Below are 23,218 nucleotides of genomic sequence, written 5' to 3'. Positions count from 1 at the left end.
CTAGGTCGCCTTTTTTAATACCTGATTCTGCGTCAATTTTATTTATAGGCTAATTCAGCATCAATATTGCGCATTAAGTTGGTAACCCAATTGATATATTGGCGGTGGATTTTTTTGCCATTGTAATCAAGGTTGATCGAATCTTTGTAATCAATAGAGTATTCTTGCTCGTTAAACGTAATATCAACGCGTAATTGGTGTTTACGAATATCAAGTTTACCTAAGATTTGGCCTTCGGCATTTGAACGACACGTCCAGCCTAGTTTCATACATGCTTTTAAAATATTGGTTTTGATACTTTCAAGGTCATGTTGGCCAGACGCCATTTGCGGTACAGGGTTTGCGTCAAAGTTACGAATAGGCACACTGGTGCTACAAGCAGAAAGTGTAAGTAGGGTAAAAAGTGCAAGCGCTGCCTTTTTCATAGTAAGTCCTTTTTAGAAATAAAATCAGCGCGATTATGCGCTTTTTTTACCCGAGGGTCTAGGCATCGGGTAAAAACCACGCACTAATTGCACCAAGTAAGCCTAAGATACTGTAGAAAAAAATTAACTCAGCAGTCGTTAAGTAGGTATTTAGTAAGCCGACGCTACCTAGCAGTAATAATATAACTCCGATCACCGTATTACTAACAGAGACATAGTCAGTGCGCTTGTTTCCTTCAGCCATATCAACAAGGTAGGTTTTACGACCAAGGCGAACCCCTTGATGAGCTACGGTGAGTAAAAAATAACAGAGTGGTAATAGCCAAAACTCATTGAGCGTTTGTGGGCTCAGATAAGCAACTAAATAAACGGCGAAACCGTTGAGGGTGACGAGCATTGCAGCAAACACTAATACCTTGCGGCTCGATAAATCACTTAGTCGACCCCAGATAGGCGCAGAGACTAAGCTGGCAAGCCCAGAAAGCGCCATAAACGTAGCAAGTAGTGAAAAGTCGAAAGCCTGTTCACTAGCAAGAACGATATAAAACGGGGCGCTCAAAGCAGAACATAGCAACAACGCACGAGTGATAATAAAGTGAGCAAATTGTTTATCTTGGTAAAGCAGTTTTAATTTTGACAAAGCATGCAAAAAGCCGTTTTCAGCGCCCTCGGTTGCGCCCTTGTATTCTTGAATGCGACTATAGCTGAGCGCTGCAAACAGCCACATTAAAGCGGCCAGCATTAAAGCAACATACACCCCATTTTCATAGCCAAGACTTTGTAGATACCATAAACCAAGACCAAAGGTGAGCGTTGCAAATCCGGCAAAACTCGCAGCAAGACCGCTAATACTGCCTCGTTGTTGTTTAGGTATGACCTTGCCTAATACATCTTTTGCAGCAATGGAATTAAAGCCACGAGCAAGGCTAAAGATAATCAAAATCGCGATGATAGCAAAACCTGCTGTTGCACCTTGAAGTGTTAAAGCACAAATAAGCATGCCTACAATACACAAAGCTTGCACTATGGCGCCAATCACCCAAACCCACTTTCTAACTGGGAGCCTACGAATAGCACTGGCGATGGCCAGTTGTGGCAACATTGAGCCTGACTCACGAATAGGCACAAGCCAAGCAATAAAACTACTTGGTACATTAATGCTTTGCAGTAGCCACGGCAGAGTCACTTTAGGGTTTAGCAGGGCATCTGCAAACTTACTAAATAGCTGGCTCACTAATAAAGTAATAAAATTGCCGGGTACCACTTTACAAGCAGCTTCATCAATCGCTTTACAGGCACGGGCATCTTCGGTATTGCTAAGACGTTGATAGATATCTTCTTTACTGAGCTTTTTCATACTGTTTATTTTTATGAAAAAGGGCCGTTAAGCCCTTAAAAATCTTCCTTAGAGTGGCGCTCTGCTAATTGCTCAGCTTCATCACCCCAAGTTCTATTGACTCTACGACCTCGTTTTACAGCAGGGCGGCGCTCAATTTGTTTTGCCCAGCGCATCACATGGCTGTATGACTCAACATCTAAGAACTCTGCCGCATCGTATAAATTGCCAAGTACTAAGCTGCCATACCAAGGCCAAATAGCGATATCGGCAATTGAATATTCGCTACCAGCCATATAGTCATGGTCGCTTAAATGACGGTTTAATACGTCTAGCTGGCGTTTTACTTCCATGGTGAAGCGATCAATTGGGTACTGCATTTTAAATGGTGCATAACTATAAAAGTGACCGAAGCCTCCGCCTAAGTAGGGGGCAGAGCCCATTTGCCAAAACAGCCAATTACGACACTCTGTTTTACTGGCGTGATCGCTTGGGATCAGCGCATCAAACTTTTCTGCCAAGTATTGTAAAATTGCACCTGACTCGAACACGCGAGTAACGGGTGTGGTACTGTGATCCATTAAGGCTGGGATTTTTGAATTAGGGTTAACACTGACAAACCCTGAAGAAAATTGGTCACCATCGCCAATTTTAATTAAAAATGCATCGTAGTCGGCTTCATCAATACCAATCTCTAATAGCTCTTCGAGCATGATAGTGACTTTTTGGCCGTTTGGTGTCGCAAGCGAGTAGAGTTGTAGGTCATGTTTACCAACGGGCAAGTCTTGCTCGTGGGTTGCACCTGAGACCGGACGATTCGTCTTCGCCCATTCACCACCGTTTTCTGCATCCCATTGCCACACTTTAGGTGGCGTATAACTGTCGGTATTACTCATTGAAACTCCTAAATTGTGCTTTAATGAATGTCATTACGAGACTACCATCCTAGTTGATCAGATAGAGCAAGGGAAGTACAGTTATTAATTATGAATAACAAGGAGGATGACATGAAAAAGCATGGTTTAGCCATTGGCCTTGAGCGCACTGGCACGACTTTTTATCTCACAATGAAAATTGTTGGGAAGCTTACCCACGAGGATTATAAAACTCTCACTCCGCTTATAGATAATGCTGTAGCGGCAGTTCCGAGTGCAAAAATAAGAGCCTATGTTGATATTACTGAACTAGAAGGCTGGGAGTTACAAGCCGCGTGGGATGATTTTAAGCTAGGCCTTAAACACAACAAAGAGTTTTGCCGTATAGCAGTAGTTGGTAACAAACACTGGCAACAAGTGGCAAGCAAAGTGGGTAACTGGTTTATCAGTGGCGAAGTGAAATACTTTGAAGACCCGATTATTGCCTCTGAGTGGTTACACGAATAAGGAATTAAGTGATAGAAAACAGCCAATTAAAGGTGGCGACATTTAATTTATATAATTATTTAGCGCCACCTGACGCCTTTTATGATTTTCAGCGCATTTATAGCGCTGAGCAATGGGCCAAAAAGCAGCGCTGGTTGGCCGATTACCTTAAAAATCAGCAGCCAGATATTATTGGCTTTCAAGAAGTGTTCAGTATCAATGAACTAAAACATCAAGTTAACGCAGAGGGTTACCCTTATTTTGCAGTCGTTGATGAGCCAACGGTGATTGATGACTTTATTTATCGCGATCCGGTTGTGGCCATTGCCTCACGCTTTAAAATTGTTGCTGTCAGTCAGGTTGAGGCAGAGCAAGATGATATTTTAGCGATGGGCTTGAGCGATAATTTTAACTTTAGCCGCAGTATTATTCGCGCGACACTTGAAGTACCTCACATAGGACACGTCGATTGCTATGTAGTGCACTTTAAATCTAAGCGCAGCATGCTCCATCACCAAGATGATGAAAGCCACAGCGAACAGCAAAACTTAGTTATGCAGTTAAAATCGCAAGCCCTTGGGCGCTGGGCATCAAGTATGCAGCGTGGCAGTGAAGCAGCGCTGTTACTCGTTGAAATTATTAAGCGCAGAGCGCACACCAATAACCCTGTGATTGTGATGGGGGACTTTAATAATGAGTTACACGATGGTGTGCTTAACCATTTAATCGCTGACCACCTTCGTTTTAGCGGTCATAGCCAAAATAGCCCATCTCGTTCAGAGTTTAAACTACAAGATAGTTGGCAACTCTATCAGCGCCATGTTGTCACTGAGAACGACAGAGAAGCCACCCACTATTTTGGTAGTAGCAGCTCAGTATTTGATTATATTTTGTTATCCCGTGAGTTTGATGCCGGGTTTCAGGGTAGCTTTTTTGAAGTAGTTGATTATCACACTTATGATCAGCACTTAATCAACCCACAGTTTGCCTATGATGATCAAAGTACCGACCATGGCGTTGTGATGGTGACAATGAAGTTAAGAGACTAACTTATAGCTTTAAGCTGTCAGTTTAAAGCTTAGGGCTCTTTTGTTTATCACGCTTTGCCATAATATAGCCAATGAATGCGCCGCTAATTGCGCCGAATAAATGGCTTTCGAATGAAATATGAACGCGCTGCGGGAAGACACCCCAAATCAGGCCGCTGTATAGCACAGCAACCGCAATACTGATTAAAATGGCTTTGAATGAGCGGTGCATAATGCCGTAGCTAATTAAATAGCCCCATAAACCATAGATAACACCACTTAGGCCTACATGAATATTGCTGCGGCCAAATAGCCATACTAGTAATCCACCAATGAGCGCTGTGCCTGCAAACACCAGCCAAAAGCGTTTTACGCTAAATTGGCAAACTAGCCAGCCGAGAATAGCAAATGGCACTAGGTTACTGAAAAGGTGTGCCCAGCCACCATGTAAAAATGGCGCAAAAAATACCCCTGATAAACCAGACATCTGCCTTGGTAATATACCTAAACCGTTTAAATTTATGCCGGGTAGGGAATTAACTATTTGCAGTACCAAGCACAGTAGCATAATGCCTAAAATTGCGAATCGCTTACTACTGATAGGAGGAATTTTGACAGTTTTTTTTTCAGTCATGATGAGAAGCTCTTAAATCAATGTGACCGAATGAGTATAACTTATTAAAAGTGAAGGTAAACACCTTGATATGCAAGGTGTTTACTAAAGGTCTAGGGCATGTTGACCTAGTCTAACCTAATTTGGTCAGTAGTTTTTTCGCGGCAAGCTCAGAGCTTGCAGGGTTTTGCCCTGTAATTAGTAGGCCATCTTCAATTGCAAGCTCGCCCCAATCATCAGTTTTTTGATACTGACCACCTTGTTTGATTAACTCATCTTCAACAAGTAATGGCACAACATTGGTAAGCTGTACGGCATCTTCTTCTGAATTACTAAAGCCTGTTACTTTTTTATCAAATACCACAGATTTACCAGCGGCATTTTTCGCATTCAGTAATACGGCACTGGCGTGACATACTGCACCGACTGGCTTATCTGAGTTAAGAAATTGCTCAATTAAGCTAATCGAATCTTGGTTATCAACTAAGTCCCATAACGGACCATGGCCGCCAGGGTAAAATACCGCATCAAAATCATCGGCTTTAACTTCAGCAAGAGGTTTAGTATTAGCCATTAAAGTTTTTGCTGCGCTGTCTTGCTCAAAACGTTTTGTGGCATCGGTTGCCGCATCAGGGGCTGCACTGTTTGGATCAACCGGAGGTTGGCCACCTTTAACAGAGGCTAAAGTTACCTCTACACCAGCATCAATAAAGGCGTAGTAGGGTGCTGCAAATTCTTCGACCCAAAAACCCGTTTTATGGCCTGTATCGCCAAGCTGATCGTGTGAAGTAAGTACCATTAAAATTTTCTTAGCTGACATAGTGAATCCCTTTTTGTGAATTAAACATCGTTGATAAAACTATAGGGGTGAGAGTTGAATTAAACAACGCAGATAAACTTGACTTCATTGGTTTAATAATTGATACAATGATTCAGGTTAGATTAGGAGTTTGTATGAAAGTATCGTTTGAGCAGCTAAAAAGTATGGTGGTATTTGCCCACATTGTGCAGCAAGGCAGCTTAACTAAAGCGGCTCAACAACTTGGTTTATCAAGGGCTGTAGTTAGTTATCACTTAAAGAAATTAGAACAGCAATTAAAGCTGACGTTACTTAATCGCTCAACGCGCACCATGACCCTTACCGAAGCGGGTATGGCTTATTATGAACGTTGTCAGGCTATCACCGAGCAGGCTGAGGCTGCTAACCTACACCTTGAGAACTTAAAGAGTGAACCGGTTGGGGTTATTAAATTGAGTTGTCCGGTGAATGTTGGTTTGCAACTTGTGGTACCGGCACTGGCTCAGTTTAAGCGTTTGTATCCGAAAATAGATATTGATTTACAGCTTAGTGATGATGTGGTTGATATCATCAAAGAGGGCTTTGACTTAGCGATTAGAGGCGTGGCCCTTGAAAGCTCAAACTTACAAGCCACTAAACTTGCAAGTATGGCTACCTGCTTATGCGGTTCAGTCGATTACTTTTTAAAATACCCTATACCAAAGAGCATCGCCGATTTAGCAGATCATACATGGGTGGTGTATCAACCAAGTAGTGCTGTTGTCACGCTCGAAAAAGATAAACGCCGTTTTGAAGTGGCTGTTAGTGGTGGCATAAGTACCAACAACGCTGCTGCACGAACTGCCTTTGTAGAAGCTGGGCATGGCTTAGCGAAAATCCCAGTTTATGATGCACTACCCAGGATCAAAGCGGGATTGTTACGCACAATCTTAGATGATTACAAAACTGCTGATATTGAACTTTATGGCGTATTCCCGCCAGGGGCGGCGGGAAGTAAAAAGCTGCGGGTTTTACTTGATTACTTGAAGGATTATTTTACTAATCAAGTTGCCACTATGACGATTTAAACAAGCGTGCGATTAAATAAAGCAACGGCTTGTTGATACATGCTGATGGCAAGGGCTGGGTCGTATCGGTCGCCTTCGTCGCGCATAAACGCATGTTGGGCGTTCACTTCTTGCCACTGGTAATTAATGCCTGTTGCCACCGCTTGTTGGTAAATTTTAAGGCGGCCTTCTTTTGGTACATGTGGGTCTTGTTTACCCCAAACAAAGTGGATCTCACCTTTAATATCTGCCATGCGCTCAAATGAGTTATTACCCGCTTGCGCTGGTAAGGTATCGCTGTGTATATCTGTCGCGTATAAACAAAAAGCGGCTTTGATACTTGGGTTTAATGCAGCACGGTATGCAAGGTGACCACCAATACATACGCCCATGGCACCTACAATGCCTGTGCAGTAATCTTGCTGACGTGCAAATGCAATTAAAGCGTCAGTGTCTGAGTCATGGCTCTCAAGCGGTTTTGCCCATTTGTCGGCATTGCCTTTGTCTTTACCTGCATCATCATAGGCAAGTACTGTCCCAATAGGATTTAACTCATGAAAAACTTCTGGCACTAACACGACAAAACCATGACCAGCAAGTATTGCCGCAGAGCGTGCAATTGGTGCTGTTTCTTGGAAAATCTCAGAATAGAAGATAATACACGGGTATTTACCTTCTTCTACAGGGCGATAAATACTGGTGCGCATTGCGCCAGTATTTATCGCTATGTCGTGGCTATGGTGCTGAATAATCATGTTTATCCTTGTAAAAAACGGTTTAGCTAATAATACCTCAGCCCCACCTTTTGGACGAGTCAAAGCCCTTGAAATTTATTGATGCTCAGTTAACTCTCTGAGGCAGGATACTGCATACAGCTTGCGTAATAGGTAAGAGTAGCAGGCCAGTCAGAGAAAATAGCCATCACACCCACTTGCTTAGCAAGGACGTCTACCACTTTCATCATTTGCCCATCTTGTTTAATTACACGGGCAATCGACTGGTAATAATAACCACCGCCATAATTTAATGGACCAGAGCGCTCTAAACTCCAAGTAATGATTTTCAGCCCTGCTTGTTTAGCTTTAATAGCATAAAGCGAAGGCACGATTGCACCTGACTCATCAAGGCTCAAAAGCATCCACATTGGCGGTGCGATAATGCGTACTCCATCGTTATATAAAGCCTGCATTGATGGCTGCCAAGTTGTTTCATCCATCGCATCAAAGTCTGCTTGCTCATCTCGGCCATCAAGATAAATACTGTTGCTTGCAAATTCAGGGTGATTGCTTAGCCAATACTTCACATCTTCAAGATTAAATGATTGCGGATAAACATCTTGGCTATCCACACCTAAAGCTCGATACTCATCAAGCATTTTTTGCGCATAATCTTGCTGACTAAAACCGTTAAATGGCATGCTGACTTCTGGACTTTTTAGCTCGGGTGTCATTTTTACACCTAGAGATTTGAATAACTCAATGCTTTGCTGGTGGGTCATTAGGGTGCCGCTGTTTGCGTATAAATCAGTGCGCCAGCTTGGTGTGCCTTGCATATATTCTGCGACGGTTTTGGCATTTGCATTGGCACCATCCATTTTAGCTTTTAAGGTTAAAAACTCAGCTTGGGTGATATCGCTGGTGCAGCATTTAGCCTGAGCTGGTTGGCCGTCTTTGGCCGGGGTAAAAGGTTGGCTGCATTTTGCAGCGAGCTCAGGAATCGCTAAAATGTTGGTAGTGGTGTGTAAATCACACTGTGAATGGCGACACACGAGTTGTTTGTCTTTAGTAAAGGCGACGTCACATTCAAGTACGCCAGCGCCCATTCTTGCAGCGGCTAAATATGACTCTTTGCTGTGCTCAGGAAACTGCATAGGGGCGCCACGATGACCAATTACAAAATCAGTTTTATAGAAAGGGCCATTACCGCATGCTGCAAGTTGCTGCTTTAAAAGTCCATCTGTCATCTTGTCGATTAAATAGTAAGGCCTAGCACCCACTTGCACTGCCTGCTCCTCAGGCAGACTTTTACAACCTTGAATAATGAAAACTAAACAACATAAAACCAGTGCGCGCATAACAGCATTCCTCTAATCTAATAGAGTTTAGCCTATCATTGCTCCATGGCAGTTTTATTAAGTTTCTGATTTATAATAAGTGCTAATAAGATAATCGCTGCGCCGATGGTAAGCTTGATGATATCGGCATCACGATTCCATATCACAATGTTAACGATGATCCCTGCTGGGATCAGGAGGTTATTCATGACAGCCAAGGCACCTACATTGACGATGGTCGCGCCCTTATTCCAAGCAAAATAACCAAGCCCTGAAGCAATCGTGCCTAAGTAAATTAACACGCCCCATTGTGTCGTTGTGGTGGGTAGCTTACTGGTATCACCAAATAAACCGTAACAAATCAGCGCGACAATTAAAGCGCCAATAAAGAACCAAGCAAACACCCGAGAGTGGGGGAGCTGCTTATCTTGCATTAAACGTTTGTAGGTTACTTGCCCAGTGGCAAAGCAAATATTGGCAGCCTGCACCATTAACATACCAATAAGGTAGTTTTCATCGACGCCTTCATAGCGAATAGCAACGGCGCCTAAAATAGCCAGTAATGCGGCGAATAAAAACTTGGCATTAAAACGTTTTTCAAGCAAATCGTTTAACAAAGTGATGTAAAGTGGCGTCATTACCGTGAATAGCAGTACCTCGGGCACGCTAAGGTACAAAAACGAATGGTAATAGAAGCTGTACATCACACCAAGCTGTACTGCGCCTATTGCCATGAGCTTTAGTGCTAAGGCTTTAGGGGTTTTACGCCAGTGTAAAAAGGGCAAAAATACGCAAGTTGCCAAGCCAATACGCATTAATACACTAAACCATGCATCCACTTGGCCTGCTAAATAGACACCAATAAGACTAAACGAAAAGGCCCAAAGCAGGGTTACAGCAAATAAGTAGATCATGTTTGATTAATTTGTCATTTTAAAAATTGCACTATAACAAAAAGCCCGCATTAATTGCGGGCTTTCATCATTTTGCGAATAATTTTAGATTATTCAACTAAACCACGACGCTTTAATAGTGCGTCTGTTGTTGGTTTTTGACCACGGAACTCAATGTAGCTTTGCATTAAGTCGCGGCTGTTACCTTTTGATAAAATCTCTTTACGGAAATTATCACCGTTTTCACGTGTTAAGCCACCTTCTTCGGTCATGTGTGCAAACGCATCTGCTGCGAATACTTCAGTCCAAAGGTAAGCGTAATAACCCGCTGAGTAACCACCGGCAAAGGTGTGGCTGAAGTAGCAAGACTTATAGCGTGGTGGTACTGGGTAGTAAGCAATACCGTGCTTGTCTAATGCATCATGTTCAAACTTTTGAACGTCTGTAATGTCAGCATCAACACCAAATGAGTGCCATTCCATATCAAGCAGTGCCGCAGCTAAATACTCAGTTGTATCAAAGCCTTGGTTGAATTTTTGTGACTCAAGTACTTTATTTAAAAGCGCTTTTGGAATTGGTTCACCTGTTTTGTAGTGCTTGGCATAGTTTGCCAGTACTGTTGGTTCAATATTCCAGTCTTCGTGTGCTTGTGAAGGGAACTCAACAAAGTCACGAGCAGTGGCTGTACCCGCTAAGCTTGGGTATTTAACATCAGAGAATAAACCGTGTGCAGCGTGACCAAACTCATGGAACATAGTCGTTACTTCAGAGAAAGTCATGAGTGTAGGTTGACCTTCAGCTGGCTTAGGAATGTTCTGTGCGTTGTAGATCACAGGCATAGTGTCTTTAAGACCGCTTTGGCTAACATAGGCACTCATCCAGGCACCACCACGTTTACCTTCACGTGCGTAAGGGTCCATGTAGAATAGGCCAATAGCGCTGCCGTCTTCGTTAAATACTTCAAACACCATGACGTCTTCGTGATAAACCGGTAGGTCTTTACGCTCTTTAAAGGTAATACCGTAAAGTTTATTCATCGCAAAGAATAGACCGTCGTGGATCACTGACTGCATTTCAAAGTAAGGCTTAACTAAAGCTGGGTCTAAGTCGTACTTCTCTTGGCGAACTTTTTCAGCGTAAAACGCCCAGTCCCAAGGTTGAAGCGCAAACGTTTCACCTGACTTTTTGATTACTTGTTGGATTTGCTCTGCTTCTGCTTCTGCTTTAGCAACCGCTTTCGGTGCTAAGTCATCAAGGATGCCGTAAACATTTTCAGTTGTTTGCGCCATACGATTAGTCATTACATACGAAGCCCAATCTTTATAACCAAGTAATGCCGCTTTTTCTGCACGTAGCTTAGTTTCTTTGATGATGATAGGGCTGTTTGTTGCTTGTGCACGCGTTGAAGACGTTGTCCAAATCTTTTCACGAAGCTTGCGGTTTTCAAGGCTTTGTAAGATAGGTTGGCGAGTCGTGTTCACCAATGTGATCATGTAACCTTCTTTACCTGCTTTTTTGGCAGCAGCTGCAAGGCTTGCAATTTCACCTTCAGATAAACCCGCTAATTCACTTTTATCTTTAACTAAAATCACATCTTCTTTGAATGACTTTAAGATGTTTTGTGAAAACTCAGTTGAAAGCTTGGCAAGCTCTGCGTTGATTTCACGCATTTTTGCTTTTTCAGCTTCAGTTAGTTTTGCACCTGCGTTAACGAACTTTTTGTAGTAGTAATCAACAAGACGTTGATCTTCAGCATTTAAAGACGCTTTGTTGTCGTAAATGCTTTGTACGCGAGCAAATAAAGCTTTGTTTAAGTAAATATCATCTGTGTGAGCTGACATAATCGGCGCCATTTTCGCGGCGATACGTTGGTACTCACTGTTAGAGATTAAACCCGATAAATTAAAAAATGCCGCAGACGTACGGTCTAATAGCTCACCAGAGTACTCCATAGCAACAAGGGTATTTTCAAATGTTGCTGGTTCTGGGTTGTTTGCAATCTTTGCAATTTCAGCTTTTTGCTGTGCGATGCCTGCTTCAAACGCTGGCTCGTAATCTTTGGTCGAAATTTTATCAAACTCAGGGGCCATGTATTGTAAAGGGCTTGGCTTGAAAAGAACGTTTTCAACATTAGCTGTTTGTGTTTCAGCGGCAGTTTCAACTTGAGTTTGAGTGTCGGCTTGTTGTGAACTACAAGCAGATAATAAAAGCACACTAGCAATCGTAGTTGCTACTAAGGTCTTACGCATGAGAGCTCCAAAAATGTGGATAAATCTTTTCTAACTTATCAAATTTTTGGCTAGAAACAATCAAGTTTGTCGTCTGAATGGGGAATTTGAACGCAAATAATGTGATCGAGGGGATAAATGTGCGTAAAAAGCCATCAATTGTGTATTAATGGCTCACTTAAGTAAAAAGTGGCACTAGCTGCCAGTTTAAATCTTGTTGGTAATAAATCACCATAGGTTAGTTGTAACCCAACACAAACTTTTTCTCTGAGCCAAAGCTTTCTGGCATAGCGTTGCCAAACTCTTTGTTAATTAAAGTCAGTGAGTGTTCTTGCTCAGCAAGTAAATTTAAGATGCGGTTACGGTACTCTAAACTTGATTCAAATAAGTTTAGATCGACCAAGGGTTGTAAAGTGGCAAGTTTTTGTGTGAGCGTCATTTGTGACATTGTGTTCTCCTCGTGCTATTCAAAGCCTGTGAAACCTCAAGCTCTCTCTATGTATATAGCAGCTGTAGTCTAAAATAGTTAATAATTAGCGCATATTGCGCATAAAGAACTTAGTATTTACCAAGTTTTCACCTATTATGCCGTGCTAAACTTAGTCACAACTGAATCAAACTCATTTTTTACTAGGAATGTTAATTTATGACCCTTGCTGATCTGCAATCTGCACTATCGTTTGTCTTGTTCACCTACAACGATGTGCAAATTACTGTACTAAAAGTAATTCAAGTACCTTTGGTACTGTTTTTAATGTGGTTTGTGGTCACCTGGATTGGTCGATTAATTAAAAAAGCATTGCAGGCAAAAAACCTAGGCCCTGACACAGTTCACCTGTTCACGCGTATTTATCTTGTCGTTACTATTGCTGTGCTCGTGTTTACCTCGCTTGAGGTACTCAATATTCCTCTGACGGCGTTTGCATTTGTTTCTGGTGCCATTGCTATCGGTGTTGGTTTTGGTGCGCAAAACATTATTAATAACTTTATTAGTGGTTGGATATTAATGTGGGAGCGGCCAATTCGTATTGGTGACTTTTTAGAAGTAGGCACAGCAAAAGGGGTTGTCGAGACTATTAATACCCGTTCAACCCGTATCCGTCGTAACGATGGTGTGCATATGCTGGTACCTAATAGCCATTTATTAGAAAACACGGTAACTAACTGGACCTTAATTGACCGTAATGCTCGTTCGTTTGTAAATGTTGGCGTTGCTTATGGTTCAGATGTGGTATTGGTTGAAAAGCTGATGAAGCAAATTCTTAATGAGCACCCAGCAATTTTAAAAACACCTGCATCGTCAGTATTGTTTGATGATTTTGCTGATAGCTCTTTAACTTTTAGCGCTATTTTCTGGGTATGTGCTGAATCAGAAGCACCGCTTCGCCAAGTGCGCAGTGAGCTGCGTTTTAGCATCTATAAAGTATTTGCTGAAAACAACATTACTATCGCATTCCCGCAGCGCGATATTCATATTGATGGTGAAATTGCTTTAACAAGGCGTAACAGCCAAAAATAAAAAAAGCGGCTAAGCCGCTTTTTTATGCTTGTTCATTGAGTTTTTTCAGCTTCAAAGCAAGTAACACCATCATTATGCCAAACACGATTGCATAGCTTGCTACTAGCCACAGGAGGGTGATTATGCCTGCGCCTGGGTTAAATATCAGATAACCACCAAAGATTATTGAAATAATACCGCTACCAATTAGCAGCCACTCATTACTGATCTCTTTACGTAGTTTACTCGCAATCAATATTTCAATTACACCGATAGCAATGGCCCATGCGGCAATAAAGTAGAGCATTAAGATAGCCGTTACGTTGGGAGCAAACAGGGTTACAAGTGCAGCAGCAATTGAAATTAAACCACCCACTAATAGCATCCACCAAAGTGGGTTTTCATTTTTTGAAGCAATAGCTAACCAAGTCCTAATGGCACCATCGACAAAAAAGTAAGCGGCGAAAATAAACATCAGAATCGCTAGTGAAGCTTCTGGGGCAAACCAACCACACAAGCCAAAAACGATGGCAATGGCGCCATGGATCATCAATGACGACCAATGAGGAATGAGTGAACTTGAAATCTGCATTATCGTTTTCCTTTGCTTTAGTTTCTATATAACTATCATCTCAGCGCTTACTTGCAAAGATTTTTAATTATTTTTTGTACAGTTACACAAACCATGCTCTAATTTAATTAGCTGAATATTTCAGCGATTTAATGTTTATCGAACAAGGAATAAAGCGTGAGCCGTTGTAATACCCAGTTTTCATTACAATTTAGTAAGTTATTAGTGTGTTTTTTACTGTTGTTTAACGCGCCATTATGGGCAACAACCACACCAGAAGTGACCGTTAAATCCTTAATTGATAAAGACAGCAAGGAAGAACAAGTCGAACAAAAGCCCGTCAAACAAGAATCAGAAACCAATACACCTTCAACAGCTGAAAAAGCGCAGGAATCTCTCGAAGATGACTTGCCCTATGATGCCTTTGACCGGATAACGCCACGTAGTTCAATGCAGGGTTACTTAAAAGCGGCTCGCGCTCGCGATTTTGAACTGGCTAGCCATTATCTTGACTATCGTAATCTACCTAAAGACGTTGAAGCATTAGGAAAAATTCAACTTGCTGAAAATTTATCAGTGGTACTGGATCGTACCTTATGGGTTGATGTTGATAACTTGAGTAATAAGCCTGAAGGTAAACAAAAAGAAAGTGTGCCTAGCTATCGTGATTTGGTGGGGGAAATCAGTACATCACAAGGTAAGGTACAAATTTTATTACAACTAGTACCTGATGATAAAACAGATAATCGGATCTGGAAAATATCAAATGCAACGGTAAGTCAAATACCGTTACTCACCAAAGAGTATGGTTATAACAAAGTAGGTGAATGGCTATATGATAACTTGCCAGACATCGAGTTTTTGGGGGTGATGCTTTGGCAATGGATTTATTTTGCCTTCTCATTTGTGTTGTTTTTGCTAGTCGCGATTATCATTACTCGCTTAATCACATTTATCCTCGCACATTTGAAAGTACCTGTAGAAAATGACGTTATTGGTTTTATTAATGGGCCAATTAGCCTGTTACTTGCTGTGTTTATGGCTCGTTCATTGAACGACCAATCAAATGTCACTATTGCTGTAATGGCGCTATTCCATGGCGCAACTGTGTTATTGATTGCGTGGGGTTGGATTTGTTTACGGGCAGTTGATCTTGCCAAACACAGATTAAGCCAGCGTTTTATTAAACAAGATAAGCCACAAGCGATTTTCTTATTACGACCTATAAGCAATGTAGCAAAAACTCTGATTGTCATTTCATTGCTATTTATGTGGTTTGAAAATTTAGGCTTTAATGCTACTACCTTGTTAGCTGGCTTAGGCATTGGTGGGCTTGCTATTGCCCTTGCAGCGCAAAAAACTGTTGAGAATATCATTGCTGCAATCACCCTTTATATTTCTGCGCCGGTAAAAATAGGTAATCTATGTAAATTTGGCAGTCAGTTGGGGACTGTGGAAGAAATAGGCTTAAGAGCCACGCGTATCCGAACCCTTGACCGCTCTGTCATTTATGTAGCAAATGCTAAGTTTGTTGATATGCAGCTTGAGAACGTCTCTGAACGAGAGCGAATTTCTTATCGACCTAAACTGATGCTCAGTGCCAACACCAAGCAACAAAATCTTATGTCGTTTATGCAGGCCCTAAGAGAGTTATTAGAACAACATAAGCATATCGCCTTTGAACCGTGTCGGGTTCGCTTTAAAGGCTTTACGCCTTGGGCTTTACAAGTGGATGTACTAAGCTACGTAGAGACCGTCGACTTTGCATTCTATATGGAAGTAATCGAAGAATTAAATTTAGCAGTGTTAGGCTTATTAAATGAGCATGAATGCGAATTAGCTAACCCAGAATTCGCACGAGTTACCGATTAGTTACTGAAAAAGGAGCAAATGAAAGTGGCTCTCATTTGTACATAATGTCTACACATTGTTGTAATTAGATGCACAGGACATATGTCCGCTTTATTGAAAAATAATTGCATAAAATCTTCTAAATGCGCCGATGTTGCCGCTAATTGTTGTAAAAAATTTGTATATTTCTAACTTTTAATGCAGTAAAAGTGTCATAAAGTGTTATAATCGTCAGCGTTCGTTCAGCCTCTTCACTTCGTTTTGCACTCTCGATTTAGAGGTCCGCGCAGCTTATTACAAGGCGCGAAAAATTGGCCGAGCCCGTCAAATGAATTGACGCAACATCATCACCGTTGAATAAGAGTGCATAAAAAAGGTTAAAACCCGACATGAAAGCAATGAAAAGATCTACGTTAGCAACACTTATCAATGCAACGTTGTTCTCTGCCGTAGCAGGTACTTCATTTTCAACTCTTGCTGCAGACGAAGCGCCAGCAGCAAAAAACAACCAACTAGAAGTTATTCAAATCACCGCACGTAAACGTGTAGAAAATGCTCAGGAAGTACCTGTTGCTGTATCTGCATTACAAGGTGACAACTTAGACGCTTACAGCTCAGCTGGTATGGATATTCGTTTTATGAACGCGAAGATCCCAAGCTTATCAATCGAATCTTCGTTTGGTCGTTCTTTCCCACGCTTTTATGTTCGTGGTCTAGGTAACACTGACTTTGACCTAAATGCTTCTCAACCAGTTTCGTTAGTTGTAGACGAAGTTGTTCAAGAGAATGCAATCTTAAAAGGTTTCCCTGTTTTTGACGTAGCACGTGTAGAAGTTCTACGTGGCCCACAAGGTACTTTATTCGGTCGTAATACACCGGCTGGCCTTGTTAAATTTGATACAGTTAAACCATCACAAGAATTTGAAGGCTATGGTTCAGTATCTTACGGTAGCCGTGGCGCAGTTGACTTTGAAGGTGCTGTTGGCGGTGGCTTAACTGACCGTTTATCAACGCGTGTTTCTGTACTTTGGCAAGAAAAAGACGATTATATTGATAATCGTGCACCTGGTTTTGAACAAGATGACGTTTTAGGTGGTTACACTGAAAAAGCGGCACGTATTCAGTTTTTATACGAAGGTGACGATTTCACAGGTCTTTTCAACTACCACGTTCGTGATATGGACGGTAAGCCAATCGCATTCCGTGGTAACGCTATTAAAGCGGGTTCAAACGACTTAGTAGATAATTTTGAGCACGATGTGGTTTATCACGATGCGGCTTCTCGTGCGACACAGCAAGTTGAATCTCAAGGCGCAAGCTTAAAGCTTGAGTGGGATATCAATGATTTAACTCTTACGTCAATCTCTGCATGGGAAAGTGCCGAAATCTATTCTCGCGCTGACATCGACGGTGGTTACGGCTTTTATGTTAAAGACGATCCTTCAGCTCCAATGGGCCCAGGTTTTATCCCATTCTACTCTGAAAGTGCTGACGGCATTCCAGATCAAGACCAATACACGCAAGAACTTCGTTTATCTAGTAACTATGCTGGCGACGTAAACTTCCAAGTAGGTGTTTTCTACTTTGATGAAGCGCTAACAATCGAAAACTTCAGCTACGATACATACGGTTCAACACCGGGTGAGTTAAACGGCTATGTTATCCAGCAGCAAGATACCAAAGCATGGGCGGTATTCGGTTCATTAGATTACACAATCACAGATGATTTAAAAATCACTGCAGGCCTTCGTTACTCAGATGACGAAAAAGAGTTCTCTGCAAACCGTACTTTAAGCCCAGCAGGTGGCGGTGCGTTATACCTAACAGAAAACCCAAGTGACGACCACGTTAGCTGGGATTTATCTGCTAACTACAAGATCAACGATGACGTAAACTGGTACGCACGTGTTGCTAACAGCTTCCGTGCACCAAGTATCCAAGGTCGTATCTTATTCGGTGATGAAGTAACTGTTGCTGAGTCTGAAACTGTGACGTCATTCGAAACAGGTATCAAATCAGACGTACTTGACGGCCAAGGTCGTGTAAACGCAACAGTGTTCTACTACACAATGGATGACCAACAATTAACAGCTGTAGGTGGTGGTGCAAACTTCAATCGCTTAGTTAATGCTGATAAAACAACTGGTTATGGTTTTGAGTTAGACACTGAGTGGGTATTAACTGACAACCTAAACGCAACGTTTAACTTAAGCTATAACAACACAGAGCTTAAAGATGATAACCTAGCTGTTGCAGTATGTGGTCAATGTACAGTGACTGATCCAACATTCCAAGTGCCTGGTGCCTTTGGTCCTGAAGACCGTGCAATTTTAGACGGTAACAGCTTACCGCACGCACCTGAGTGGATCTCTAACCTTACATTACGTTATAGCCGCGAAGTAGCTGATGGTGAATTCTTCACTTACGCTGACGTGTCTTACCGCAGTGAAATCAACTACTTCTTATATGAGTCAGTTGAGTTTGAAGGCAAGCCTTTAACTGAAGTTGGTTTACGTGCAGGCTATGCTTGGGCACAAGGCGACAACGAATATGAAGTATCAGCATTCGTACGTAACATGTTCGATGAGCAGCAATCAATCGGTGCTATTGACTTCAATAACAACACAGCAATGGTGAACGAAGAGCGTTACATCGGTGCTGAGTTTAAAGTAAGCTTCTTCTAAGCTGAAAAATAAGTCTTATGAAAACCCGCTGTATAGCGGGTTTTTTCGTTTATAATCGCGTTGGTAACTGCTAAAGTGGCAGGATTAATTAAAGAGAAAGAGAATAGCTATGGCTGGATTTTGGAACTACCGTGTCATTTTTTGTGAAGCAACAAAAGATGAAGCGGCACAATATCAAATTCATGAAGTTGAATATAACTTAAATGGTAAAGTGACTAACTGGTCAGAAACCGGTGCCGCACCATTTGGTAATACAGTCGAAGAACTTGAAGCAGATGCAGATCGTTTAAAAACAGCGTTTTCTAAGCCAATTTTAAAAGTGGTAAGAAAGCAACGTGGCTACGAGCTGGTTGATGTAGAAACCGGCGAGGAAGCGTTTGCTGAGCCACCTGCGGGCTTAACTGAATAATCATATTTAAAGGTGCCTATGGCACCTTTTTACTTTGAAGGAATGAGGATGACTTTAAAAGCAGTATTGTTTGATATGGATGGCACTTTAGTGGACTCTGAAAGTGTGCATTTTAATATTTGGAATGATTTATTAGCTCCTTTTGGTGTGCAGTATGATGAAGCTACTTTTTGTAAGCGCTTCTCTGGGAGACCAACATTTGAAGCCGCAAAGGAGGTTGTTGAAAGTTATGGGCTTAGTATCAATCCAGAGCAGTTAACGGATGATAAGTACGCGGCATTTGGCCGTTTTGTTAGTACTCATTTACCCGCCTATATGCCTTGCGCTAAAGAAGTGCTAGAGCAAGTAAAAGCCAGTGGTTTAAAAATGGCTTTAGTAACAGGCAGTGCAAAAAATGAAGCCTATCCTATTTTAAAAGGCTATGGCATTTTTGATTGGTTTGATTGTGTGGTTACCAAAGATGATGTTAACAATCCTAAACCTGCTGGTGACCCTTATCAACTAGCTCTTGATACGTTAAATATTACAGCTAATGAAGCTGTAGCAGTTGAAGATACTTATACCGGTGTCACCGCTGCGAGCAATGCCGGTGTTGCTGTGTTTGCTGTGCCTAATCATTTCACGTTAGAGCATGATTTTAGTAAAGCGGCAGGCGTGTTTGCTGATTTGAACGAATTTTTCAAATGGCTAGAAACTAAACTATAATTAGCTGGCAATCACAAAACAGCTATTGTTAAGTGGTTATGATTAAGCAGGAATAGCCACTTTAAAACTCACAAATTTGCAAGGAAGCAATGATGGTTAAATTCACTCGTGCGCTTTTGTGCGCAATCACTTTATTTATAGGCTTTTCAGCCGAGGCGCAACAAGCTCCTTCAGTCCTTTTAGCAAACGTCTATCAAGCCGAAAAGGTAAATGTATCTGACTATTTAGTTAGTGAAAAATATGATGGCGTTCGAGCTATTTGGACTGGGAGTCAATTAGTAACCCGAAATGGTAACCTAATTTATGCGCCAAAGTGGTTTACCGCGCCGCTGCCAGATGTTTGGCTTGATGGAGAGCTTTGGACTAAGCACCAAGACTTTGCCAATGTGAGCGGGATTGTTCGAAAAGTCACACCTGTAGAGTCTGAATGGCAAACCGTCAGTTACATGATATTTGATATGCCGGATGCAACAACGCCATTCAGTCAGCGCTATGAAAACTATTCAAGGTTAGTAAACCAGCTGAAAATTGAGCATATTAAAGCTGTTGAGCAAAAACATTTTAACGATAACAAGCAACTTAGTTTGTTTATGGATGAGCTAGTCGCACAAGGTGCTGAGGGCGTCATGCTGCATTTAGCCTCAGCTAAGCACAGTACAGGGCGTAGTGATGCATTGTTAAAGTTAAAGCCTTATTTTGACGCTGAAGCGGTTGTAATCGGTTACATTGCAGGAAAGGGTAAGTATAAAAATATGCTTGGTGCACTCAAGGTGCGTAGCAGTGATGGGACCGAATTTAAAATTGGCTCGGGGTTTACCGATCAACAAAGAACATCGCCTCCAGCGATAGGTAGTACTATTACCTACAAATATCATGGCTTTACTAAAAATGGCCTACCACGTTTTGCAAGCTTTTTGCATGAAACGCCATAGCGTCATTCAAAAATGGCTGCGACTATGGTAAATTTCGCGGCCTTTTTATTGATGTATAGGTGTTAGAATGTTTGCAGGCTTTGATTACGGTAGCTCAAATTGTGCAATCGGTGTAATGGATAATGAGCAACAAGTCTCTTTAGTACCCCTTGAGCAAGGCAAACAGTATTTACCCTCAACACTTTATACTCATCACAGTGCATTAGTTGTCGATTTTGTGACAAAACATCTGACAGGTAGCCCGTTTGAGCACGACTTTAAAACTGAGCGACAAGCGCTTTTAAATATCATTCCTCGGATTAAATCTGACCTCGATATTCAAGCTGGTGATGAGACCTTATTTATAGGTCGCGAAGCAATTAGCGAGTATGTGCAATTTCCTGAAGAAGGTTACTTTGTAAAATCACCTAAGTCATTCTTTGGTGCAGTAGGCTTAAAGCAAGGGCAAATAAACTTCTTTGAAGACATTGCCACGGCGATGATTTTAAAAATTAAACAACGCGCCGAGCAATCTTTGCAAGACACATTAACAGAAACAGTAATTGGACGACCGGTAAACTTTCAATCAGTCGGTGGTGAAGAGTCTAATCAACAAGCGCTCGGCATATTAGAGCGAGCAGCAAAACGCGCAGGCTTTAAAGAGGTCTCATTTTTATATGAGCCGTTAGCGGCGGGGATTGATTATGAAACCTCATTGCAGCAAGACCAAAAAGTGTTGGTTGTCGATATTGGCGGGGGGACTAGCGATTGCTCATTTGTACAAATGGGGCCGAGCTTTCGTGAAAAACAGTGCCGTGACAATGACTTTTTAGCTCACAGTGGTAAGCGTGTGGGTGGAAATGATTTAGATATTGCGCTGAGCTTTCATGGTTTAATGCCATTACTAGGTTTAGGCACTGAGTTTAAATCGGGACTTCCACTGCCGAATCAACCGTTTTGGCAAGCTTGTAAAATCAATGATGTAAATCTGCAAAGTCAGTTTTATAGCGATGCCCATCATCGTGAGTTACTGACTCAACTTCGTGAAGTCAAAGAGCCTGCGCTTTTTAAACGCTTAATTCAATTGCAGCAAAATAAGCAAGGTCATCAATTAGTGCAGCAAGGCGAGGCGGCAAAAATTGCGCTCTCATCAGCGAATGAATTTACTACAGATTTGCGTTTCTTAGATTCAGACTTAACACAGTGCTTAACGCTAAAAGATCTCGCTTTAGCCGTTGATGATTCGATAAGCCAGATCGTGAGCCTAGCTAAACAAGCGATTCAAGAAGCAGGTACAACGCCTGATGTTATTTACCTAACGGGCGGTAGTGCACAATCACCGCTTATCAAGGCTGCGTTAAAAGCCCATTTAGGTGATATTGCAATGCTGAACGGAGATCACTTTGGTAGTGTGACTGCAGGTTTAACTAAGTGGGCGCATAAGCTTTATAGCTAATCGCCCCACTTTGAGATATCGATTTATAGAACTAAAGAGTCACTTGGCGCGTTGCGAGGTATTTTTCGTAATCTGGCAACGTGCGGCACAGCTCAGTTTCCATCATAGGTGAGCTTAATAGCATATCGGCACTGACTTCATTACAGGCAACAGGAATATTCCAAACCGCAGCTAAACGCAGTAATGCTTTTACATCTGGGTCGTGTGGCTGCGATGCAAGTGGATCCCAGAAAAACACCAGCATGTGCACTTCATGTTCAGCAATTTTAGCACCAAGTTGTTGATCGCCCCCCATAGGGCCGCTTAGCAGCTTAATCACTTCAAGCCCTGTTGTACGCTCGATTAAATGACCTGTTGTGCCCGTACCGTATAGCGTGTGCTTACTTAAAATGTCTTGGTGTTTTTCACACCACGCCTGAAGGGCAGCTTTTTTACCATCATGGGCTACGAGGGCAATATTCTTTTTGGCTGGTAAGGCTTGTTGTTTTTGTTCCATAAGTGCTCTTATATCAATAGGTTAATTGCTAGTGCAATAAACACCAGCCCCGTGATCCGATCAATCCAAATTTGGGTTTGTGGGTGATCACGAAAATAACTGGCTATCTTATCGCCGAAATAAATATACGTGCAGTCGATCGGAAAAGCAAAAAGTGGGTAGAGTAAGCCAAAAAAAGCGAGCTGGAAGGTCGTTGAAGATAAGCTCGGATCGACGAACTGCGGAATAAACGCAATAAAGAATAAGGCGACTTTAGGATTGAGTACCTCGGTCATCATTGCTTGAAACATCACATTTTGCTTTTTACTGGTACTTACATGGGGTTTTTCGTCGCAGTCTGGCTCAGGCTGTGTGAAGGTGTCTTTTAACGTCATTACGCCCAAATAGCACAGGTACGCCGCACCTAAGTACTGGACTGTGGTATAGGCAACAGTCGATGCTTTTAAGATTGCTGTTAAACCCACCACCGCAAAAAAAGTATGCACTACACCACCTAAGGCAAAACCAAAGGCACTTTGCATTCCGGCTTTACGGCCATTGGCAAAGGTTTGTGCCATTAAAAATGCATTAGAAGGGCCGGGAGCTACGGCAATTAAAAAGCTGGCGCCTAAAAACGACAGTAGAAATTCTGGATTGATCATCGGCACAAAGATAAAAAGCTAGGTAGTTGATTTTAACAAGCTTCTAGAAAAAGAAAAAGCGGGCAATCAATGCCTAATGCCAGTCAGTTAAGAGCTGACTGGCATTTTCTTTTATAGGGATATTTATTAGGTTTCCTTCTTACCACCCTTGGATAATGCCTGTCTGGTAGCCTATCGGGTAAGATAAACAACCTAAGAGTTGTCAGTAATTCAT

The 23,218-nt window shown here is 42.0% G+C and carries 23 protein-coding genes; 10 read left to right on the top strand and 13 right to left on the bottom strand.

From position 1 onward, the window contains the following. Positions 1–38: 38 nt before the first annotated feature. The 3 genes from JIG37_RS07860 to yghU are packed head-to-tail and all read right to left on the bottom strand — an operon-like array spanning position 39 to position 2,657. Positions 39–425, bottom strand: coding sequence for a hypothetical protein (locus tag JIG37_RS07860; protein ID WP_054551808.1), 387 nt, complete (start codon positions 423–425; stop codon positions 39–41). A 58-nt stretch (positions 426–483) separates the two neighbouring features. Then, a complete protein-coding gene (locus JIG37_RS07855) occupies positions 484–1,782 on the bottom strand; it encodes an MFS transporter (RefSeq protein ID WP_054551807.1) in 1,299 nt (432 codons plus the stop codon). A gap of 35 nt (positions 1,783–1,817) precedes the next feature. After that, positions 1,818–2,657, bottom strand: a complete 840-nt coding sequence (gene yghU, locus JIG37_RS07850; protein WP_199529116.1) for a glutathione-dependent disulfide-bond oxidoreductase — start codon at positions 2,655–2,657, stop codon at positions 1,818–1,820. A gap of 111 nt (positions 2,658–2,768) precedes the next feature. On the opposite strand from yghU, the gene JIG37_RS07845 reads away from it, so the two are divergent. Together JIG37_RS07845 and JIG37_RS07840 are read left to right on the top strand one after the other, a co-directional pair. Further along, on the top strand, positions 2,769–3,143 hold the full coding sequence (locus JIG37_RS07845; RefSeq protein ID WP_054551805.1) for an STAS/SEC14 domain-containing protein: 375 nt from the start codon (positions 2,769–2,771) through the stop codon (positions 3,141–3,143). An 8-nt stretch (positions 3,144–3,151) separates the two neighbouring features. Then, on the top strand, positions 3,152–4,171 hold the full coding sequence (locus JIG37_RS07840) for an endonuclease/exonuclease/phosphatase family protein (RefSeq protein WP_348535077.1): 1,020 nt from the start codon (positions 3,152–3,154) through the stop codon (positions 4,169–4,171). Between the two features lie 22 nt (positions 4,172–4,193). On the opposite strand, the gene JIG37_RS07835 is transcribed toward JIG37_RS07840, so the two are convergent. Then, entirely contained in the window at positions 4,194–4,784 is a 591-nt protein-coding gene (locus JIG37_RS07835; protein ID WP_199529115.1) for a rhomboid family intramembrane serine protease, read from the bottom strand. A 112-nt stretch (positions 4,785–4,896) separates the two neighbouring features. After that, positions 4,897–5,583, bottom strand: a complete 687-nt coding sequence (locus JIG37_RS07830) for a type 1 glutamine amidotransferase domain-containing protein (RefSeq protein ID WP_187490557.1) — start codon at positions 5,581–5,583, stop codon at positions 4,897–4,899. Between the two features lie 134 nt (positions 5,584–5,717). Here JIG37_RS07830 and JIG37_RS07825 point away from each other — a divergent pair, with 134 nt between their 5' ends. Further along, entirely contained in the window at positions 5,718–6,629 is a 912-nt protein-coding gene (locus JIG37_RS07825) for a LysR family transcriptional regulator (protein ID WP_199529114.1), read from the top strand. Here JIG37_RS07825 and JIG37_RS07820 read toward each other — a convergent pair. The 5 genes from JIG37_RS07820 to JIG37_RS07800 all read right to left on the bottom strand — a co-directional run bounded on the left by JIG37_RS07820 (position 6,626) and on the right by JIG37_RS07800 (position 12,230). After that, positions 6,626–7,363, bottom strand: coding sequence for a dienelactone hydrolase family protein (locus tag JIG37_RS07820; protein ID WP_199529113.1), 738 nt, complete (start codon positions 7,361–7,363; stop codon positions 6,626–6,628). The genes JIG37_RS07825 and JIG37_RS07820 overlap by 4 nt on opposite strands. An 89-nt stretch (positions 7,364–7,452) precedes the next feature. Continuing rightward, positions 7,453–8,682: a glycerophosphodiester phosphodiesterase family protein gene (locus JIG37_RS07815; RefSeq protein WP_199529112.1), complete on the bottom strand. Its 1,230-nt coding sequence runs from the start codon at positions 8,680–8,682 to the stop codon at positions 7,453–7,455. Positions 8,683–8,717: 35 nt separating this feature from the next. Continuing rightward, the gene (locus JIG37_RS07810; RefSeq protein ID WP_199529111.1) at positions 8,718–9,575 is read right to left on the bottom strand and encodes a carboxylate/amino acid/amine transporter; all 858 of its coding nucleotides are present in this window, start codon (positions 9,573–9,575) and stop codon (positions 8,718–8,720) included. Positions 9,576–9,664: 89 nt separating this feature from the next. Then, positions 9,665–11,803, bottom strand: coding sequence for a M3 family metallopeptidase (locus JIG37_RS07805; RefSeq protein ID WP_138616915.1), 2,139 nt, complete (start codon positions 11,801–11,803; stop codon positions 9,665–9,667). A gap of 217 nt (positions 11,804–12,020) precedes the next feature. After that, positions 12,021–12,230: a hypothetical protein gene (locus JIG37_RS07800; protein ID WP_138616917.1), complete on the bottom strand. Its 210-nt coding sequence runs from the start codon at positions 12,228–12,230 to the stop codon at positions 12,021–12,023. A 198-nt stretch (positions 12,231–12,428) separates the two neighbouring features. Between JIG37_RS07800 and JIG37_RS07795 the strand changes: the two genes are divergently transcribed. Beyond that, positions 12,429–13,301 carry a mechanosensitive ion channel domain-containing protein gene (locus tag JIG37_RS07795; protein ID WP_054551795.1) on the top strand — a complete coding sequence of 291 codons (873 nt, stop codon included), beginning with the start codon at positions 12,429–12,431 and terminating at the stop codon, positions 13,299–13,301. Between the two features lie 22 nt (positions 13,302–13,323). Here the strand turns inward: JIG37_RS07795 and JIG37_RS07790 are convergent, their stop codons facing one another. Continuing rightward, a complete protein-coding gene (locus JIG37_RS07790; protein ID WP_054551794.1) occupies positions 13,324–13,872 on the bottom strand; it encodes a DUF308 domain-containing protein in 549 nt (182 codons plus the stop codon). Positions 13,873–14,028: 156 nt separating this feature from the next. Between JIG37_RS07790 and JIG37_RS07785 the strand changes: the two genes are divergently transcribed. From JIG37_RS07785 to yegD, 6 genes are all read left to right on the top strand, one after another. After that, complete coding sequence (locus JIG37_RS07785) at positions 14,029–15,723, top strand: mechanosensitive ion channel domain-containing protein (RefSeq protein WP_235376934.1); 1,695 nt, start codon at positions 14,029–14,031, stop codon at positions 15,721–15,723. A 368-nt stretch (positions 15,724–16,091) separates the two neighbouring features. Next, positions 16,092–18,386, top strand: a complete 2,295-nt coding sequence (locus tag JIG37_RS07780) for a TonB-dependent receptor (protein ID WP_199529110.1) — start codon at positions 16,092–16,094, stop codon at positions 18,384–18,386. Positions 18,387–18,495: 109 nt separating this feature from the next. Continuing rightward, a complete protein-coding gene (locus JIG37_RS07775) occupies positions 18,496–18,795 on the top strand; it encodes a hypothetical protein (protein WP_054551791.1) in 300 nt (99 codons plus the stop codon). 48 nt (positions 18,796–18,843) lie between these two features. Beyond that, positions 18,844–19,500, top strand: a complete 657-nt coding sequence (locus tag JIG37_RS07770) for an HAD family phosphatase (RefSeq protein ID WP_199529109.1) — start codon at positions 18,844–18,846, stop codon at positions 19,498–19,500. A 92-nt stretch (positions 19,501–19,592) separates the two neighbouring features. Next, positions 19,593–20,432 carry a DNA ligase gene (locus JIG37_RS07765; RefSeq protein ID WP_199529167.1) on the top strand — a complete coding sequence of 280 codons (840 nt, stop codon included), beginning with the start codon at positions 19,593–19,595 and terminating at the stop codon, positions 20,430–20,432. A gap of 67 nt (positions 20,433–20,499) precedes the next feature. Next, positions 20,500–21,867 carry a molecular chaperone gene (gene yegD / locus JIG37_RS07760; protein WP_199529108.1) on the top strand — a complete coding sequence of 456 codons (1,368 nt, stop codon included), beginning with the start codon at positions 20,500–20,502 and terminating at the stop codon, positions 21,865–21,867. A gap of 31 nt (positions 21,868–21,898) precedes the next feature. On the opposite strand, the gene JIG37_RS07755 is transcribed toward yegD, so the two are convergent. Next, entirely contained in the window at positions 21,899–22,363 is a 465-nt protein-coding gene (locus JIG37_RS07755) for a methylglyoxal synthase (protein WP_054551787.1), read from the bottom strand. A gap of 8 nt (positions 22,364–22,371) precedes the next feature. Further along, complete coding sequence (locus tag JIG37_RS07750; RefSeq protein ID WP_166339057.1) at positions 22,372–23,004, bottom strand: LysE family translocator; 633 nt, start codon at positions 23,002–23,004, stop codon at positions 22,372–22,374. Positions 23,005–23,218: the final 214 nt, after the last annotated feature.

Origin of the sequence: Pseudoalteromonas sp. bablab_jr010 (assembly GCF_016464105.1) — a bacterium.
GTDB lineage: Bacteria > Pseudomonadota > Gammaproteobacteria > Enterobacterales > Alteromonadaceae > Pseudoalteromonas > Pseudoalteromonas simplex.
The sequence above is the reverse complement of the archived record's forward strand: the minus strand, read 5'-3'. Positions and strand labels throughout refer to the sequence as shown.

Excerpts from the sequence above, each read along its gene's own strand:
- yghU (WP_199529116.1), bottom strand. The coding sequence starts at position 2,657 with ATGAGTAATACCGACAGTTATACGCCACCTAAAGTGTGGCAATGGGAT.
- JIG37_RS07845 (WP_054551805.1), top strand. The coding sequence starts at position 2,769 with ATGAAAAAGCATGGTTTAGCCATTGGCCTTGAGCGCACTGGCACGACT.
- JIG37_RS07805 (WP_138616915.1), bottom strand. The coding sequence starts at position 11,803 with ATGCGTAAGACCTTAGTAGCAACTACGATTGCTAGTGTGCTTTTATTA.
- JIG37_RS07825 (WP_199529114.1), top strand. The coding sequence starts at position 5,718 with ATGAAAGTATCGTTTGAGCAGCTAAAAAGTATGGTGGTATTTGCCCAC.
- JIG37_RS07755 (WP_054551787.1), bottom strand. The coding sequence starts at position 22,363 with ATGGAACAAAAACAACAAGCCTTACCAGCCAAAAAGAATATTGCCCTC.
- JIG37_RS07790 (WP_054551794.1), bottom strand. The coding sequence starts at position 13,872 with ATGCAGATTTCAAGTTCACTCATTCCTCATTGGTCGTCATTGATGATC.
- JIG37_RS07770 (WP_199529109.1), top strand. The coding sequence starts at position 18,844 with ATGACTTTAAAAGCAGTATTGTTTGATATGGATGGCACTTTAGTGGAC.
- JIG37_RS07815 (WP_199529112.1), bottom strand. The coding sequence starts at position 8,682 with ATGCGCGCACTGGTTTTATGTTGTTTAGTTTTCATTATTCAAGGTTGT.
- JIG37_RS07835 (WP_199529115.1), bottom strand. The coding sequence starts at position 4,784 with ATGACTGAAAAAAAAACTGTCAAAATTCCTCCTATCAGTAGTAAGCGA.
- JIG37_RS07780 (WP_199529110.1), top strand. The coding sequence starts at position 16,092 with ATGAAAGCAATGAAAAGATCTACGTTAGCAACACTTATCAATGCAACG.
- JIG37_RS07800 (WP_138616917.1), bottom strand. The coding sequence starts at position 12,230 with ATGTCACAAATGACGCTCACACAAAAACTTGCCACTTTACAACCCTTG.
- JIG37_RS07750 (WP_166339057.1), bottom strand. The coding sequence starts at position 23,004 with ATGATCAATCCAGAATTTCTACTGTCGTTTTTAGGCGCCAGCTTTTTA.
- JIG37_RS07855 (WP_054551807.1), bottom strand. The coding sequence starts at position 1,782 with ATGAAAAAGCTCAGTAAAGAAGATATCTATCAACGTCTTAGCAATACC.
- JIG37_RS07810 (WP_199529111.1), bottom strand. The coding sequence starts at position 9,575 with ATGATCTACTTATTTGCTGTAACCCTGCTTTGGGCCTTTTCGTTTAGT.
- JIG37_RS07765 (WP_199529167.1), top strand. The coding sequence starts at position 19,593 with ATGGTTAAATTCACTCGTGCGCTTTTGTGCGCAATCACTTTATTTATA.
- JIG37_RS07775 (WP_054551791.1), top strand. The coding sequence starts at position 18,496 with ATGGCTGGATTTTGGAACTACCGTGTCATTTTTTGTGAAGCAACAAAA.
- JIG37_RS07820 (WP_199529113.1), bottom strand. The coding sequence starts at position 7,363 with ATGATTATTCAGCACCATAGCCACGACATAGCGATAAATACTGGCGCA.
- JIG37_RS07795 (WP_054551795.1), top strand. The coding sequence starts at position 12,429 with ATGACCCTTGCTGATCTGCAATCTGCACTATCGTTTGTCTTGTTCACC.
- JIG37_RS07860 (WP_054551808.1), bottom strand. The coding sequence starts at position 425 with ATGAAAAAGGCAGCGCTTGCACTTTTTACCCTACTTACACTTTCTGCT.
- JIG37_RS07830 (WP_187490557.1), bottom strand. The coding sequence starts at position 5,583 with ATGTCAGCTAAGAAAATTTTAATGGTACTTACTTCACACGATCAGCTT.
- yegD (WP_199529108.1), top strand. The coding sequence starts at position 20,500 with ATGTTTGCAGGCTTTGATTACGGTAGCTCAAATTGTGCAATCGGTGTA.